The sequence below is a fragment of the Aliicoccus persicus genome, assembly GCF_900110815.1.
GTDB classification, from domain to species: Bacteria; Bacillota; Bacilli; order Staphylococcales; family Salinicoccaceae; genus Aliicoccus; species Aliicoccus persicus.
Map to the genome: position 1 here is coordinate 195,719 of NZ_FOIT01000002.1, position 15,622 is coordinate 211,340.

Consider the following 15,622-nt stretch of genomic DNA (forward strand, 5'->3'; position numbering starts at 1 on the left):
TAGTTGATATAAACGGGGGAATACATATGAAAATTTTAGTAACAGGTTTTGAACCTTTCGGAGATCAAGCGATTAACCCATCGTGGTTAGCAGTGAATGGTCTGCCAAGTGAAATCAATAGTGCCTCAATCGAAGTAATGCAAATTCCGACAGCGTTTCACCGCTCGATGGATAAAATTCAAGAAAAATTAGAGACAGAACACTACGATGTCGTGCTTGCGGTTGGCCAGGCGGGCGGGCGTCCGGCAGTGACACCAGAACGTGTTGGGATTAATATCGATGATGCGAGTATCCCGGACAATCTTGGTAATCAACCCATCGATGCGACGATATTTGAAGACGGTAAGCGTGCATATTTTTCTAACTTACCTGTAAAGCGCATGGTCGAAGCGCTTCGTGAAGTGGATATACCAGCGAGCCTTTCAAATAGTGCGGGTACTTACGTGTGTAACCATGTGCTCTACAGTCTCGGTTACTTACAAGAAAAAAAATATCCAAACTTAAAGTTTGGTTTTATTCACGTTCCGTTTATTCACGATCAAGTCGAAGACAATAAATATCCGTCACTTTCACTGCATGAACTTGTGATTGGTTTGAAAGCAATCATTCAAGTCATTACAATTCATGAGACGGATGTAAAAAGTGAGCTCGGTCAGACACATTAGAAGTCGAGTAACGTATTACCACCAGAAATCACAAAGCATACGTGATCATCAGGGGAGAACTTTAGCTTCCCTTCAAGACATGCAGCGATGCCAATTGAAGACGAATGTTCAGCAAGAATCTGTTGTGAATCTAAAAGCATTCGTCTCGCCTTTCTTAACGAGTCCTCATCATCGATTGCCATTAATTCATCGACAAATGTTTTGACTAAGTCAAATGTAATAACACCAGGCTTATTTAAAATCAAAGCATCAGCAATCGTTTCCTTGGTTTCAACACATGTGATTTCATCATTTTTAATACTTGTAGTGAAACGAGGAATTTGATTGGATTCGACACCGATCACTTGTGCATTTGAGCCACCTTCTTTGACAGCAAGTGCAATTCCACTGAGCAAACCACCGCCGCTCATTGGTACGACGACATGAGAAAAATCAACTTCGCTCTCATTTAACTCGAGCCCTATTGTACCTTGCCCAGCTATAATATCTTCATGATCTGCAGATGAAATCAACGTCAGACCTTCTTCTTTAGATATCCTATTCGCAACTTCAGTACGTTCTTCAGCTGGACAAAACACGAGGCGCGCGCCATTGTTTTTTATCTTTTCAATTTTGAATGGCGAAGCAGTTTCTGGAACGACGATGACACATGGGATGCTTAGTAACTTTGCGATATAACTAACGGCTTGTCCGTGGTTACCAGAAGAACCTGCGATGACTCCGCGAGATAATTCATCTGGGCTTAGTTTTCTTATCGCATTCAATGCACCTCTAATTTTAAATGAATGCGTCAATTGTGTGTTTTCAAGCTTCGCATAGGCGTGGCATCCGAGTGTTTCCTCGAGATGGTAGAGACGAATAATAGGTGTTTCAAATACTGTATCTTGGATTCTTTCACGTGCTGATAAAATATCGTCATATGTGACTTTCATGCCTTCACCTCTCAAATGAATTATAATAATATGTAATACGATTGTATAATAACCGAAGTTAAATTAAAATATTCATTCAGCTGAGAAATGCATCATAAAGCGATTCATTATATACTGATTACATCATGAATAGACTTAAATTAAACGAGAAAGATATAAAAGGGTGATTTTATGAGCACTGAGCCAATTCCAAAATATCCGCAGCGCATGCTCGATTCCGTTTCAGGTTTTGAACTCGACGCGCTACTCATAGCGATGGAAGGCTACCGTCGTGGACTGACTTTAAAATATTATAAAGAAGCATCTAATGTGCCAAACATCGTTGTGCATAAGAGTAAAAAGTCATTAAGGAAATTGGTGTTTTCACTTTCAGATGGTGAGAAGACACATTTCTTCTACCGCTCTCGAGGCGATAAAGTAACAGAATCGATGTTTAACATTTGTCATGATAAGAAAAAAACAATTGATAAGTTTAAAGCAGCGGGTGTCAGCATCGCAGAGAGTGAAGAATTTCATGTGAATGAAGTGGATGATATCAGAACATATGCTGAGAAAATTGGCTATCCAGTCGTCATCAAGCCGACAGAAGGAACGATGGGTAAAGGTGTATTTACAAATATTATGAGCAGTGATGAAGTCGATGAAATCATCCAACATTATAAAAAGAATATCGTTTATAAGCGCGTACTTGTAGAAAAACATTATTTTGGTAAAGAATATCGTATGCATACGATTGGTGATACGATGTTCAGTGCAGTAAACAGAATACCTGCAAATGTCACCGGGGACGGATTATCGACAATTTCTGAGCTCATTGATGCAAAAAACAAAGAGCGAAAAAAGAACCCTTACTTAAAGAAAAAGCCAATTAAGCGCGATTATGAAATGAAGCGCAGACTTAAAGAACTCAATTTATCTGAAGATAGCGTGTTGCCTAAAGGTGAACAGGTCTTTATCAAGAACCTCACAAACTTATCATCCGGTGGTGAAGGAATCGATGAAACGCACTTGATCTCAGACGAAGTAAAGGAGATGGCTGTGCGTGCATTAAAGTCAGTAGATGGTATGGTTCAGGGCGGTGTGGATGTCATCATCAGTCCAGATGATCCAACTAAGTGTATTGTACTTGAGATCAATGCAACTGCAGAAATGCCATTTCATATGTACCCTACGGAAGGTGCACCCGTGAACCTAGCTGCAGCAGTCATTGATTTTTACTTCCCAGAAACAAAGGGTGCGAAAAAGCATAACTTCTATTTTGATATCAACGATATAGATCAAGCGCTTAAATCATCTGTCGTTGATGATGTGACTATTGGCCAACCCACTGTAGAAAATGACCGTGTATGGGTATACGAAGTACATGCGAATGTACTCACACCGGGATATTTAGAGCGCGTGCGTCTTGCAGCTGTTAAATTAGGCGTTACAGGTTACATTAAAAAAGTAGACAATAAAAATGCATTGCTCATCCTTGGTTTGAATGAAGCATCAAAACTGGATACGTTTATGAAACGCATTCAGCAAAAATATATGAAAACAGTCGTCCAAAGTGTAGAGAAAACAAAAGAACTCGATCTGGATACATTTATGACGCGTAGTTTTATCGTTGTGAATGAGTAAGGAGGATGTGCTATGAAGTATCAAAATCAAATCTATCATCATAGCTACGCCATCATACCGAATGAATTTGATATCAGCATGGTCAGTGAATGCGAATCGGTTAATCTTCTTGGACATAAGTTGGTTCATTCAACAACTGTGGATTGTGAGCGTATGACAGAGAATGATATAACGCTCGTTGTGCTCGGCTATGTGCTGGATATTCGTGATGGAAACAAAACGAAAGAAGTAATTATGCATGATTTGATCTACTCGAACAATTTCGTGGAAAATCTTGAATTCATCAACGGCCGATTCGTCATGATTCGTATTAAAGATAATCAGATTGAATATTATAGTGATGCATCGAATCTATTGCCTGGAAACTATCATGAACATTCAAACATCATAGCAAGTCATGATATGCTGCTTGCTGAAATACTTCAAAACAATGGTTTCGAAGTAAATAGACGTCCATTAAATATAACAAATGATTTGGATTTCACACGCTTTGATTCGATTTGGAAAGTGAATCCGAGCATCAAGTACACGCTCAGTCCATTTTCTAAGGAGCGTATTTATCCAAGGTCAGTACAAACGAAACAGAGTGTTTTATCGGCAGTTCAGTCATTGAAGCCGTACTTTGAAGCTCAGAATGATTGGCTTGCTCAATATAAAGGTGATATATTCTTAACATTGACTGCGGGTATGGATTCTCGCACATCCGCTGCCATCGCACATGCATTACAATCTAGAATTGAATTTTTGACATACATGACACCGAGAAAAATGTTGGCGACATCGATGGCAAAAAAGATTTATAAAATCGATGAAACTGTGACGCGTGACATGAAGGAAAACATGAACTGGAATCATGCGATTATAAACCTAGGCGATTATCGTATGCCAGAAGATACGGAATACTATAAAGCAGTCTTAAATTCTAAACATAGTCCTCGACTCGCGCAATACTATAAAGACAAAGGGTATTATAAAGCGTTGCACATTAAATCGACGATTTTCGGTGTGGGTAAAGCAGACTACGATCCTCAATTGGATCATATTATAGATGACTTAAATGAATATAAAAAATTGATGACACATTTTCAAAAAGACTTTTCAACGTTTTATAATGTAGATGATGAACTCGATGCTTATTTCGAGCGGAATTTAGTAACACATGACGTGACGAAAGGCAGACATTTTTTTGAAGTGTATCACCTAGAATCAAGACTTGGGAACTGGCATAGTGCATTAACATCTGAGACCGACCCTGCAACTGAAGAATTCATATATTTGAACACGCGTAAGTTGATCGATTTATTCACTTCAATTTCAATCGATGAAATGCGCCAACATAAGTTACACAAACACATCATCCATGAATTTTGGGGTGTGTTAAACTATTTTGGTGTGAATGAAACTAAGGGATTGTGGGAGAAACTAGAGTTGAATGGAAGCGGATCTAGGACATTTAAAGATATGCGTATTCGCCACAATGAGAATATGTTACTTGAAGAAGTAGCTGGGGAACTCTCCGTGACGCCATCTCCTAAAATGATTTCATCTGTTGAAAATTACGAGATTGTACTGAGGAATACAACAGATAGTGATATAAATATTAACATCCGTAGCACATATCGACGAGAAGCCGGTCGCAATAAAGTGTTTGTTACTGTTAAAGGAGAGCGACTGCGCGAACGCTACGATGTGCTAGACATAAATGATGGTGTGAATTTAAAATTAATGGATACACCTGTTAAAATTTCAGTAGAGTATATGAAGTCCTACGAAAGTGATTCATGGAACCAGGCGGGTAAATTGTTGATAACATAGTACAATGAATGCAAGGAGTACAAAATGGATAAGATTTTGAGTATTGCTCAGGAACAATGGCAACATCGAAAATTAATATGGAAACTTGCAATCTATCGCACGAAAAGTAAGTATGCAAATCATTACTTAGGTGTGTTTTGGGATATTTTACAACCCGCATTACAAGTACTAATCTATTATGTTGTATTCGGATTAGGGCTGCGTGGGCCACGCTCGGATGTCGATGATATTCCATTTTTAATCTATTTAATCAGTGGTATTTTCCCGTGGCTGTTCATCTCATCTTCAATCAATGGCATGTCAAATGCAATTAGCGGTCAGATGGATTTGGTTACGAAGATGAAGTTCCCGGCAAGTATATTTTTAACGATATCGTTTGTGAATGGTCTATTTAGTTTTATCATTACAACGACAATACTCATGGTCATCGGATTCATCGGGAGCTACTCAGAACCGGGACATTATATCTCCGTTATATATGTATTATTTGCAACGTATGCACTCGTGATGGGAATTGCGCTTATCATGTCTTCACTTGTTATTATTGTGAGAGACATGCGCAATGTTTTACAGAATATTATACGAATGTTATTTTTCTTAACACCAATATTCTGGTCGCTGAGTGAAGCGAATGAAATATTGCAGCGATTATCATCACTCAATCCATTTGCGTATCTCATCATGAACTATCGCTATGCTTTCGTCTATGATGAAGCGCCACTATATGGAGATATGGTAGACCATATTTATTTTTGGACACTGACGTTGCTGCTAATTTTTATCGGTTCGCAAATATATTATCGATTTAAAGATAGGCTTGTAGACTATAAGTAAGGATGATTTTTATGTCAAAAAATCTTATTGAAAAATTAAAACAACATACTGAATTGCCACAATTATTTCAAGTTGTGTTAAATGAAGACGTAACACAAAAGATTTATGACGAATTTAATGTCTCTTTGTCAGAGCGGACATTAAGTAATTTAAATCATCAACTTGTAATGATTCTTGGTGTGAAATCTCATGAGGACGACTATTATGGATTGATTCAATTCCAAGGTCGAATTATGGGATGGACACGACTTAAGCATTCATATTATGTCATGCCGAAACGTTTGGAATCTGTGAAGATAAATCCGGAAGCTTTTTCGACACCAGAATTTAACACGAGAATGGGTATTAACAGCGATCTACATCTCGCATTTAAAGATAAACTACTCACATCAAAAGGGTTTATCTACGATGGCGAACACGAGTTAGAGATGTTATTTACGAAAGGGAAATTGCGTGGGTTTGTTTACCCGAAAGACTTACATCGAAGTCAGCAACTTGATATTGAGATGACGATAGAACCCGATGTACCGCTGTTTAAAGATTCAAATTTCATCATCGATGTTGAAAAACGCATGGCTGATACAACGTATTATGCAGAGCTCGCGTTTCCTACATTAGATTTATTAAAAGTGCGTAAGGGACGTTTACAGTACTGGTTAAAACTATCGGATACGAATCTTGAAGTGCCTGATGTTGTCAGCAATCTGAATGATTTAGATACACATGTAAAAGAAGTTTTACGATTGGAACGCAATAAGACGAAACCAATTATAGAAAGTTTATTGAAAGCCCAAATTGACTATGAGAGACAAATCAAAAGTTACGAAGATCAAATCGATCGTTTACAGCGGATCGAAAAAAATTATCGTAATCTAAAGTCATCTAAACTTGGACGCATCCAAGTTAAGCTTTGGGAATTGCTAAGGGGGCGAAGAAAATAATGACGGATCGTTTTGATACAAATGAAAATGAACAGGATGAAACGCGCCTAATTGTCGAAGACCTCCCGATGGAAAAACGTTTGAACCTTTACTTAAAACTGTTAAAAGATAACTATTTTCAAGCGCTTGAACACATCAGTCAAGAGCGAGAATATAATCAAATCTCACAATATTATGACCGATTTAACGAAGAAGGAAAGACTGACTTCTTCGACGAGTTGTCAACAGAGCTTTCAAATCTTCCGAAGAGCAATGGCTCGAGATACTTTAAAAAGCTGCCATTCGATGTGGGGATTATTTCTGATGAGTTTTTGTACCACTCATATAAAGATGTCGTTAATTTAAAATACATTCCATCCGACTGGGGTACACTCGATTCGTCGCTCGATTTCTTAATCGTAGCGACTGCTTGGCGTGGTATAGATGACAGTTGGGCTGGCATGGCATCGCCGAGAAGTGAGAAACGAGAGTTATTGTTTTCACTCATTGAAGAAGCAAAATATTTAGGTATTCCAGTTATTTTCTACTCTAAGGAAGACCCGGTGAATTATCATTTGTTTAAAGAGATAGCGCTGATTTGTGATGAAGTTTATACATCAGCAAATGAAATGGTGCCACTTTATAAAGAATACTGTAACCATAACAATGTGTATACAATGGAGTTTGGTGTGAACCCGCTCTATCATAACCCAATTGGTTCAAGACGTACGGAAAACCAGGAAGGTTATGATCGCCATGTCATTTTCGCAGGTAGCTGGACTGAAAAATATCCGGTCAGAAATAAAGATTCCGCACGTATTTTTGAGGGTGTCGCCAATGTCGGTGCTGATTTGACAATCATCGATAGAAACTTGAACTTACAGCGTACACGATATCAATTTCCGAGCAAATATATTAGCAATTTAACATATCCCGTTGAACATCAGGATTTAATGAACATCCACCGTTTGTTCCGTTGGGCGATAAACGTGAACTCAGTGAAGTATTCAGAAACGATGTTTGCCAATCGAATATATGAATTGCAGGCGATCGGTAATTTGATCCTGTCGAATTATAGCGTCGGTGTGAACAACAAGTTTCCGAATGTTTTTATCGTCAATGATACGAAAGATGTAAACAATATTTTAAATAACCACTCTGAAGAAACGCTAGATGAAGTACGCGCAAAAGGGATTCATCAGGTTATGTTAAATCACACGGGGTTCCACCGAATCAATCAAATCGCAGAAAATTTAGGTTTAGATTCAATGCAGGATAAAAAGCGCGTACTCGTCGTTGTAGAATCTAAGACAAATGCAGCGCTTGAAAACTTTGAACGGCAGATGTACTCGCTCAAAAAATTGGTGACGACTGAAGAGTTAAATGAAAAAGAACTGTCATCATATGATTTCATCACATTCTTTAGCGATGATCTTATCTATGAAGAGTATCACATAAACGAACTGCTATCGGGATTCGTGTATACGGACGTTGATTTCATCACGAAGGTGAAGTCAAACAAACATGAATTTACGAACAGTTACGACAGTAAGTATGTGACGATGTTTGATGCGAAAGTGTACCAGCCAAGTACAGAGAATAATAATTACAGCGGCTATAATATTCCATTTACTGAAATAATGACTGAGAAAAAGCACGTCGTAAAAACGGATAAAAAGCTGTCGGTCATCGTACCGATTCATAATAATGGTCGTTATCTAGAAGATAAGTGTTTCCGCAGCCTGCTGCGTTCTTCTATTTTTGATGATCTAGAAATCATTTTTGTGAATGACGGTAGTACTGACGATGAGACAATTAAAATTATTGAGCGCTTGCATCGCAGACATCCGGATATCGTGTATTTAGAGTTTCCTGAAGGGTCAGGCAGTGCATCACGACCGCGTAATGAAGGTATGAAGATTGCATCGAGTCCATATATTACATTTTTGGACCCAGATAATGAGGCGACAGGTGATGGTTATGCAGAGATGTTACAATCTTTGATTGATGATGCGTCACTCGATATGGTCGTCGGTAATATCATTAAAGAAGACCACATCAGACGTCAGCGCTTTAACTACCACGGCACAGTGAGAAAGTATAATAACGGGAACGCGCTGATTGTAGATACGAAATCGTTCTTAGAAGAAGCGGGATTACGCGCTCAAAGTATTCAAGCATTGATCGTAAAGCGTGAAGTACTCCAAGAAAATGATATTAAAATGGTTGAAGGTGCAGCAGGACAGGATACATTATTCTTCCAAGAAGTCATGTTGCATTGTAATAAAGCACTGGCGAAAAATGTTTATGTACACATGTACTATGCGTTTGTAGAAGGTTCTGTGACGAACACGCTCGGTGTCAAATTCTTCGATAAGTATCATAAATTAGAAATCGAACGTATTAAGTTTTTAGAAGAAAACAACTTGATGAAGACGTACTTAGAGAAACGCTTTAATTTTTACGTAAAAAACTGGTATATATCTAAAATTGAACGGACACGACCTGAAGAACGTGAAGAAGCCATCTTAAAGTTTTTAGAAATTTACAGTATGTATGACAAATATAAGCGCTATAGAGAACCAGATATTGATCTCGACCGTATGATTGAAGAATTGAAAAAAGAAGTGAATCACTCAAACTAGAGGTGTCTAACCATGTTTAGAAAATTACGACGTCAGTCGGATAATGAACAGGATAAAAATCAAGAACTCTTCAGCCTGCTCGAACGCATTGAGCAAAAGCTCGATGGTAAAGTGTTCGCTGAAGATATTTTTCTTGAGAGAATCGATGAAAAAGATGTCTTGCCACTCATAAAGCGTAATAAGGATTCGATTAGAATAGCGAAACGTGCAATGAAAGACATTATCGAGCCTTTTCCTAATTTTGAAACAGTCGATTTCGATGAGACGTTTGACTGGGAAGTAACTAAGAAAAAGTACGGTCATAGTTATCAACTTTATATCCAGGCTTTGCGTGTCGTTAGTGCACTGTTATTAGAGTACGAAAAAACGAATCAATTCAATTACTTAGATAAAGCAAAAAAAATTGTTGAATCGTGGATGGATTACGCTGAAGGTAAGACAGACAGTGCAATGACGTGGTATGATCACCCGACTGCAAATCGCGCACAGATTCTCATTCACTTCTTATACCATGCGCGTAATCACTTTGAATTGGATGCTTCACGCTACTCTAAGATGTTAGAACGTCATGCTAAAATTATGAGTGATCCAAGTATATATAAATACAATAATCACAGTTTAATGATGGACCGTGCGCTTATTATTATCGGTCGTATTTTGAATAAGGAACAATTCGTACAGCTCGGCATTAGCCGTGCAGTCGAAACGTTTTGGTACAGCTTTAGTGCAAAAGGCATTCATTTAGAAAATTCACCTTCATATCATGGCATGGTGATTAAAATTTACGATGAGCTTGAAGCTTATTTAAACCAGTTCGAACGCACGCTTGGTGAAGTAATACTGCAATACTTAGAAAAAGCGAAAAAGTACTACAGTCTCATCGCAAAGCCCAATTATGAATTACCTGAACTCGGTGATTCTTCAGGTGGTAAAGTCGGCACAAAAGTGTTTGAAAATGTATTTGATTACGAACTTGGCTTAGTTATTATGCAATATGAAAAACCAAAGCCGGTCTATACGACCTTTATCTCTGGAATGTCAGGAAAAACGCACAAGCACTCCGATGATTTAAGCATTACATTATCGTATGGTGATGAGGATATTCTCGTGGATGCAGGCCGTTTTAACTATAGTAAAAGTCCAGTTCGAAGCTATATGACATCCGCACGTGCGCATTCGACGTTGTACATGAAAGGCAAGCAATATCCTCGAGAAAATGAAAACCGATTTACAAGATCAATTGATTTAACATCATATTTTGATAGCGATACGCACACGCTTGCAAAAGGTAAAAATGAAGCGTTTGATGATAGCAGTCTTTACCGAACGGTCATCCAGCTAAAAGACTTTCCGATTATATTTGTATTTGACTCAGCAAAGACTGAAGATAAAACACTTGTACAAAATTTTAACTTACACCATGCTGTAGAAGTCGTGGAACATTCGAAAGCAGAAGCGACACTAAAATTAAAATCCGGTCAATCGGTGTTACTTAAACAGTTAAAATCAGTCGATTCATACGAAGTGCGAGAGCCGTCTGAAGATAAAGTTCAAGCAGTGAATACGAAATCATTTGGCAATACAATCGATACAAAACAACTCGCATTTTCAGTCACAGATTCTAGTGCTGAGTATGTTTTCGAAACAATGATAGTAATGAATCCAGCGTTAGACGTGAATACAGTGCGGGAAGATAATGTTCTCTATGTCACAGTTGATGGTAAAAAAATAGTAATTAATTTATAGAGAAAAGGAGTGATAGTTATGACCTACAAAGTAAAGGTTGAAAATGTATCAAAAGTATATGATTTAAACCGGAAGCGTAAAGATCGGCTGCTATCACTTCTTTCATTTGGTCTATATTCGAAAGAACGTCCATATTATGCGCTCCGCAACATCTCATTTGAAGTTGAAGAGGGAGACTCTGTCGGCATCGTTGGGCTGAATGGTTCAGGGAAGACGACGTTGTCTGATTTACTCGGTGAAGTGACACAACCGACAACAGGTAACATTACGATTCGTGGGAAAAGTTCTCTGATTGCGATTAACGCCGGATTAAACCAGGAATTAACAGGCGAAGAAAATATTCGTATGAAATGTTTGATGTATGGTATGTCTGAAGCGGAAATCGATGAAAAATTCGACCAGATCGTTGAGTTCAGTGAACTAGAAGAATTCATTGACCAACCGATAAAAACATACTCTAGCGGAATGAAATCAAGGTTAGGATTTGCAATTTCTGCACATAGTGATCCGGATGTACTCATCGTGGATGAAGCATTGTCTGTTGGAGATGACACATTTGCGAGTAAATCTGGAGAAATGATTAAAGAATTTCAAGCAAAAGGTAAGACGATTTTCTTCGTATCGCACTCTGCAAAACAAGTCGGTAAGATGTGTAATAAAGCGATTTGGCTACACTATGGTGAAATGGTTAAGTTTGGTGCGTGTGTACCAGTTGCGAATGAGTATGCTAGATTCGTCGATAAATATGTCGCAATGACAAAAATGGAACAGATGAATTATAAAAAAGAAATGTTACAAAAACAAAAAGATAGAAGTAAGGACTATACAATAGAAAAAGAAAAACCAAATGTACTAAATGTCGTTACAGGACTTGGTTTGACCGGGGCTTTTATCGTCGCAATGTTGTTTCAGTTAAATGTAATATAGATTGCATACGTGGTATCATTGCTTTAAACACAACAAAATTAAGCGAGGGATACCATGTTAGAAAAAGAGATTCAAGAATTAGTAGATCAGCAATCCGGTAATATCTCATACGTCATCCGTTTAGGTGATGAAGTTTTAAAGTACCGTGAAAGTGAAACTTACTACCCTGCGAGTACTGTAAAAGTTCCTAATGCAATGGCGAATATGTTAGCATTTGAAAACGAACTAGACAAAATGATTCCAGTTGAAAACCCTGTCGATGGTTGTGGCGTGTTACATACGCTCGGGCATACGAAAGAGATTACATTGTATGACGCGATTGTGTTATCGATTATCATTTCAGACAACACGGCTGCAAACATGGTCATCGATCATATTGGTGTTAAAGATTTGAATGAATATTATCAAAAATTTGGTATGAAAGATTCGTATTTGCGCGGTAAGTATTATGACTTTGACAATAAAGACAGACGTAACAGCACAGTAACTGCCGACGACTTGTACCAAGTGATGCAATTGCTTACAGAAGAGAATGATGTTTTCCCAACACATCTTCGCGAGCGCTTGCTCGATATTATGAAACGTCAGCAATTTAATGACCGTATTGGTGGATTTTTGATAAATCAGGATGATGGAAAAAGAGAATTCTATATCGCATCTAAGACAGGTTCAGTGAATAACTTGGAGCATGATTTCGGCGTCATATCGTATGAAGGTAACACGGTGACATTTTCAGTTTGTTCAGATGGTTGGCAATCAAATGTCGAAGCGAGAAAGTTTTTAATGGAGCTTGGAAACATTTTCCATAAGTATTTAAGTAAGTAATATTTGCTCCATATGCTTTACACATTGTGAGGTTTTTAGATGAATTTTAAAATGATATTGTGGTGGATCGTGAATGTTTTTTGGTTGTTTATCTTTGTGGGATTTGCGACATCTATCACGATGAACTGGTTGGGTGATGATGGTTATATCGTGGAAACGGGGCTACAAGCGCTTGTTTACTACATCATATTAATCGTATTAATATCAATACCAGTAGCAGCACAGACTTTTATTTATAAACAGTTGAAAAAAGGTAAGTTATAAACACAAAAACGAGCAATCTCAAGTGAGATCGCTCGTTTTAATATTATATTAGTTTAAACGATTATTTGGTACTCTTTCTACGTTTACATCTCTATTTTTTTCAGCGTTCTTCTGATCATATTCTTTACGTGTCATAACATCTTCAACATGAAGGTTCACTTCAACAACTTCTAAACCTGTCATAAACTTAACTTGTTCTTTAATAACGTCAGTTACTTTTTTAAAGATTTCAGGACCTGACTCACCATATTCTAAAATAACGCGTAAGTCAATCGCAGCTTGTTTTTCACCAACTTCAGCAGTTACACCCTGAGAAACATCGTTCTTCTCATCTCTACGTCCGAACAAACCAGAGCCGAATCCGCCTTTCATTGCTAAAATACCATCGACTTCACGTGCAGCAATACCAACGATTTTTTCAACAACTGCATCATCAAATGATAATTTGTTCGTGAACTGTTGTTCTTCAACTTCGTTTTCTCTCGCTGCTTCTGCTTCTTCCTGTTCTAAACGCTTTTGCTCTTCGTCAACACCAACTGTTTTGTCGTACTGCTCTTTGTATTTTTCTTTGTCTGCCATAATAGAAACCTCCAAATAAATTTTTAATATTGTAAACAACATTTTTACTTATCGTTTCACATGCAATTAAGTGCTGCGACTTCAACTAATAATCTGAAATAATATTACCGTTTAGTATTATTAGTCAATATATCGCTTCGGTCTAACAAATACCCAACAAATCCAAAAATTAAACTTATTAATATGACTAGTGCAAACTTGTATACACCAATTAAAAAGATTAAAGTAAGTGAGAAAAATGCGACAATGAATAAAGTCACCATAAATGGGTGTGCTTTAAGCTGATTCAAAATATCCATGTAAACCTCCTTATATAACTCTGCGCGTAGTGTCTTTGTGTTGATCTAACACATTTAGGTTTATACCGCTGCAATCTGCCTGAGTAAATTCAGTCAGTTTATCTTTAATGCGTGCGTCAATTTTCTGTATCGATGGTTCTCTGTGATGCATGCTTGCAGCCCACAATACATCAATCGAACCCTCGATGGTTTGTTCATCGTTGTTTGAACGGAAAGTTAATGTTGTGTCATGATGGACGACATTTGGTTCATCTGAAATAACTTTTTTGATGAAACTCTCAACAGCCACCTTCTGAATTTCAAGGTTACCTGTTTCAGTTTCCCAAACAAGTCTGTTGCTTCGTTTGGTTGGTCGCAATCCAATGATTATCAGCGTAATACCGATAATAACCATTAAAGCCATGAAAACATAAAGTACATATGGGAACCAACTTGTACTCTCCATATCATCAATATATGGCTGTACACCCGATAAATTCAGATAATCAAAAATGAAGTAAATCATGAAAACGAGTATTACCAATCCGAAAAGAACATCTAGTAGCCTTCTCAAAAAATACCCACCTCACTTATTGATTCCAATCTAATCAAAAATGTAATCTTTCACATTATTTCAATACCCTATTAAATAATCCTTATTCATAAAAATAAAAATAATTGCTATTAATGGAAATTTACTTATTTTGCAATAATCATGCACTGTTGGAGATAAAGAAAGTACTTAACTTTTTATGAAAAATACCTTATATTAGCTGTAGTAATCCTATTTAAAGGAGAGGTCCTGTATGAGTAGAAATGTCCTTGTTGCCGTTGGATACGGTGTTGAAGGAGAACAACTGATTAATCGTGCGTACGACATGCTATTGCCAGAAGATAAATTCCATATTTTGCTGTTAGATTACCAAAATGAAGATCATGCCTACAATAAGATTGTCGACTTAGAACAGATTGAGTTTTATGCAGACAAATATAATGCGGTATATGAAATTCGAGAGATAGTGTCACGACGTGCTGTGGATCATGTGATTGAATATGCCAAAGTTAAAGATATCGACCATGTAATCATCGGCGAAACAAAATCGGCGGTGGTTAGTTTAGTGCTGCAAGTATCCCCAGTACAATATTTAATGAAACATTTACCAAATGTATTGCTGACGATTGTGCCGTACAACTTAGCCGTGGATAGCGACTACTTTAATTACGGTCGAGGAGAGAAAGTCTTCGTCGTTAAAGCGAATGGTAAATTTGAGATTGACCGAAGTGTGAAAGAGGAGTCTGGCGCACTTAAAGCTATTTTCTACAAGGACAACTCGACAGACTTTGATACAGGCATCATATATATATTCATTGATAATAGCTTGAAGCAAGTAAAAGTAACGAATGGTACGATAGAAGATTTTTAAAGTTTAGTGTGTCGTGTGATTTTTTGGGGGAGAGAAATCGGGTGTTGAGTCACACTAAGTCTTGCCAATCGTGCGTCAGCACCGAAAATCTCGAGCTGTCGCACACTTAGAGCAGCTAGCTGTGCGTCAGCCCGGAAAATCTTGA

At 37.6% G+C, this 15,622-nt stretch carries 14 protein-coding genes; 11 read left to right on the forward strand and 3 right to left on the reverse strand.

Features of this window, described 5'->3' with window-relative positions:
* The first annotated feature begins 26 nt into the window (after positions 1 to 26).
* Entirely contained in the window at positions 27 to 665 is a 639-nt protein-coding gene (pcp, locus tag BMW30_RS04590) for a pyroglutamyl-peptidase I (protein ID WP_091474368.1), read from the forward strand.
* Here the strand turns inward: pcp and BMW30_RS04595 are convergent.
* Positions 662 to 1,597, reverse strand: coding sequence for a threonine ammonia-lyase (locus BMW30_RS04595; RefSeq protein WP_091474370.1), 936 nt, complete (start codon positions 1,595 to 1,597; stop codon positions 662 to 664). The genes pcp and BMW30_RS04595 overlap by 4 nt on opposite strands.
* Positions 1,598 to 1,768: 171 nt before the next feature.
* On the opposite strand from BMW30_RS04595, the gene BMW30_RS04600 reads away from it, so the two are divergent.
* The 9 genes from BMW30_RS04600 to BMW30_RS04640 are packed head-to-tail and all read left to right on the forward strand — an operon-like array spanning position 1,769 to position 13,196.
* A complete protein-coding gene (locus BMW30_RS04600) occupies positions 1,769 to 3,220 on the forward strand; it encodes an ATP-binding protein (protein ID WP_091474371.1) in 1,452 nt (483 codons plus the stop codon).
* A 12-nt stretch (positions 3,221 to 3,232) separates the two neighbouring features.
* Entirely contained in the window at positions 3,233 to 5,035 is a 1,803-nt protein-coding gene (locus BMW30_RS04605; protein WP_091474373.1) for a hypothetical protein, read from the forward strand.
* 24 nt (positions 5,036 to 5,059) lie between these two features.
* Positions 5,060 to 5,869: an ABC transporter permease gene (locus BMW30_RS04610; RefSeq protein WP_091474375.1), complete on the forward strand. Its 810-nt coding sequence runs from the start codon at positions 5,060 to 5,062 to the stop codon at positions 5,867 to 5,869.
* 11 nt (positions 5,870 to 5,880) lie between these two features.
* The gene (locus BMW30_RS04615) at positions 5,881 to 6,810 is read left to right on the forward strand and encodes a hypothetical protein (protein ID WP_091474377.1); all 930 of its coding nucleotides are present in this window, start codon (positions 5,881 to 5,883) and stop codon (positions 6,808 to 6,810) included.
* Positions 6,810 to 9,434 (forward strand): glycosyltransferase, encoded by a 2,625-nt coding sequence (locus tag BMW30_RS04620; protein ID WP_245705632.1) that lies wholly within the window; start codon positions 6,810 to 6,812, stop codon positions 9,432 to 9,434. The genes BMW30_RS04615 and BMW30_RS04620 overlap by 1 nt, the downstream gene beginning before the upstream one ends.
* Positions 9,435 to 9,446: 12 nt before the next feature.
* The gene (locus tag BMW30_RS04625) at positions 9,447 to 11,180 is read left to right on the forward strand and encodes a heparinase II/III domain-containing protein (RefSeq protein ID WP_091474379.1); all 1,734 of its coding nucleotides are present in this window, start codon (positions 9,447 to 9,449) and stop codon (positions 11,178 to 11,180) included.
* A gap of 18 nt (positions 11,181 to 11,198) precedes the next feature.
* The gene (locus BMW30_RS04630) at positions 11,199 to 12,107 is read left to right on the forward strand and encodes an ABC transporter ATP-binding protein (protein ID WP_091474381.1); all 909 of its coding nucleotides are present in this window, start codon (positions 11,199 to 11,201) and stop codon (positions 12,105 to 12,107) included.
* Positions 12,108 to 12,161: 54 nt separating this feature from the next.
* Positions 12,162 to 12,932: a serine hydrolase gene (locus BMW30_RS04635; RefSeq protein ID WP_091474383.1), complete on the forward strand. Its 771-nt coding sequence runs from the start codon at positions 12,162 to 12,164 to the stop codon at positions 12,930 to 12,932.
* A 39-nt stretch (positions 12,933 to 12,971) separates the two neighbouring features.
* Positions 12,972 to 13,196, forward strand: a complete 225-nt coding sequence (locus tag BMW30_RS04640; protein ID WP_091474385.1) for a hypothetical protein — start codon at positions 12,972 to 12,974, stop codon at positions 13,194 to 13,196.
* A gap of 48 nt (positions 13,197 to 13,244) precedes the next feature.
* Here BMW30_RS04640 and BMW30_RS04645 read toward each other — a convergent pair whose 3' ends face one another.
* Together BMW30_RS04645 and amaP are read right to left on the reverse strand one after the other, a co-directional pair.
* Positions 13,245 to 13,778, reverse strand: a complete 534-nt coding sequence (locus BMW30_RS04645) for an Asp23/Gls24 family envelope stress response protein (protein WP_377910599.1) — start codon at positions 13,776 to 13,778, stop codon at positions 13,245 to 13,247.
* Between the two features lie 306 nt (positions 13,779 to 14,084).
* The gene (gene amaP / locus BMW30_RS04655) at positions 14,085 to 14,627 is read right to left on the reverse strand and encodes an alkaline shock response membrane anchor protein AmaP (RefSeq protein ID WP_091474391.1); all 543 of its coding nucleotides are present in this window, start codon (positions 14,625 to 14,627) and stop codon (positions 14,085 to 14,087) included.
* A gap of 232 nt (positions 14,628 to 14,859) precedes the next feature.
* Here amaP and BMW30_RS04660 point away from each other — a divergent pair, with 232 nt between their 5' ends.
* Positions 14,860 to 15,477, forward strand: a complete 618-nt coding sequence (locus BMW30_RS04660) for an adenine nucleotide alpha hydrolase family protein (protein WP_091474393.1) — start codon at positions 14,860 to 14,862, stop codon at positions 15,475 to 15,477.
* The last annotated feature ends 145 nt before the right edge of the window (positions 15,478 to 15,622 follow it).

Bases quoted from the DNA above. Each gene is read 5' to 3' on its own strand.
- pcp (WP_091474368.1), top strand. From the start codon at position 27: ATGAAAATTTTAGTAACAGGTTTTGAACCTTTCGGAGATCAAGCGATT.
- BMW30_RS04595 (WP_091474370.1), bottom strand. From the start codon at position 1,597: ATGAAAGTCACATATGACGATATTTTATCAGCACGTGAAAGAATCCAA.
- BMW30_RS04600 (WP_091474371.1), top strand. From the start codon at position 1,769: ATGAGCACTGAGCCAATTCCAAAATATCCGCAGCGCATGCTCGATTCC.
- BMW30_RS04605 (WP_091474373.1), top strand. From the start codon at position 3,233: ATGAAGTATCAAAATCAAATCTATCATCATAGCTACGCCATCATACCG.
- BMW30_RS04610 (WP_091474375.1), top strand. From the start codon at position 5,060: ATGGATAAGATTTTGAGTATTGCTCAGGAACAATGGCAACATCGAAAA.
- BMW30_RS04615 (WP_091474377.1), top strand. From the start codon at position 5,881: ATGTCAAAAAATCTTATTGAAAAATTAAAACAACATACTGAATTGCCA.
- BMW30_RS04620 (WP_245705632.1), top strand. From the start codon at position 6,810: ATGACGGATCGTTTTGATACAAATGAAAATGAACAGGATGAAACGCGC.
- BMW30_RS04625 (WP_091474379.1), top strand. From the start codon at position 9,447: ATGTTTAGAAAATTACGACGTCAGTCGGATAATGAACAGGATAAAAAT.
- BMW30_RS04630 (WP_091474381.1), top strand. From the start codon at position 11,199: ATGACCTACAAAGTAAAGGTTGAAAATGTATCAAAAGTATATGATTTA.
- BMW30_RS04635 (WP_091474383.1), top strand. From the start codon at position 12,162: ATGTTAGAAAAAGAGATTCAAGAATTAGTAGATCAGCAATCCGGTAAT.
- BMW30_RS04640 (WP_091474385.1), top strand. From the start codon at position 12,972: ATGAATTTTAAAATGATATTGTGGTGGATCGTGAATGTTTTTTGGTTG.
- BMW30_RS04660 (WP_091474393.1), top strand. From the start codon at position 14,860: ATGAGTAGAAATGTCCTTGTTGCCGTTGGATACGGTGTTGAAGGAGAA.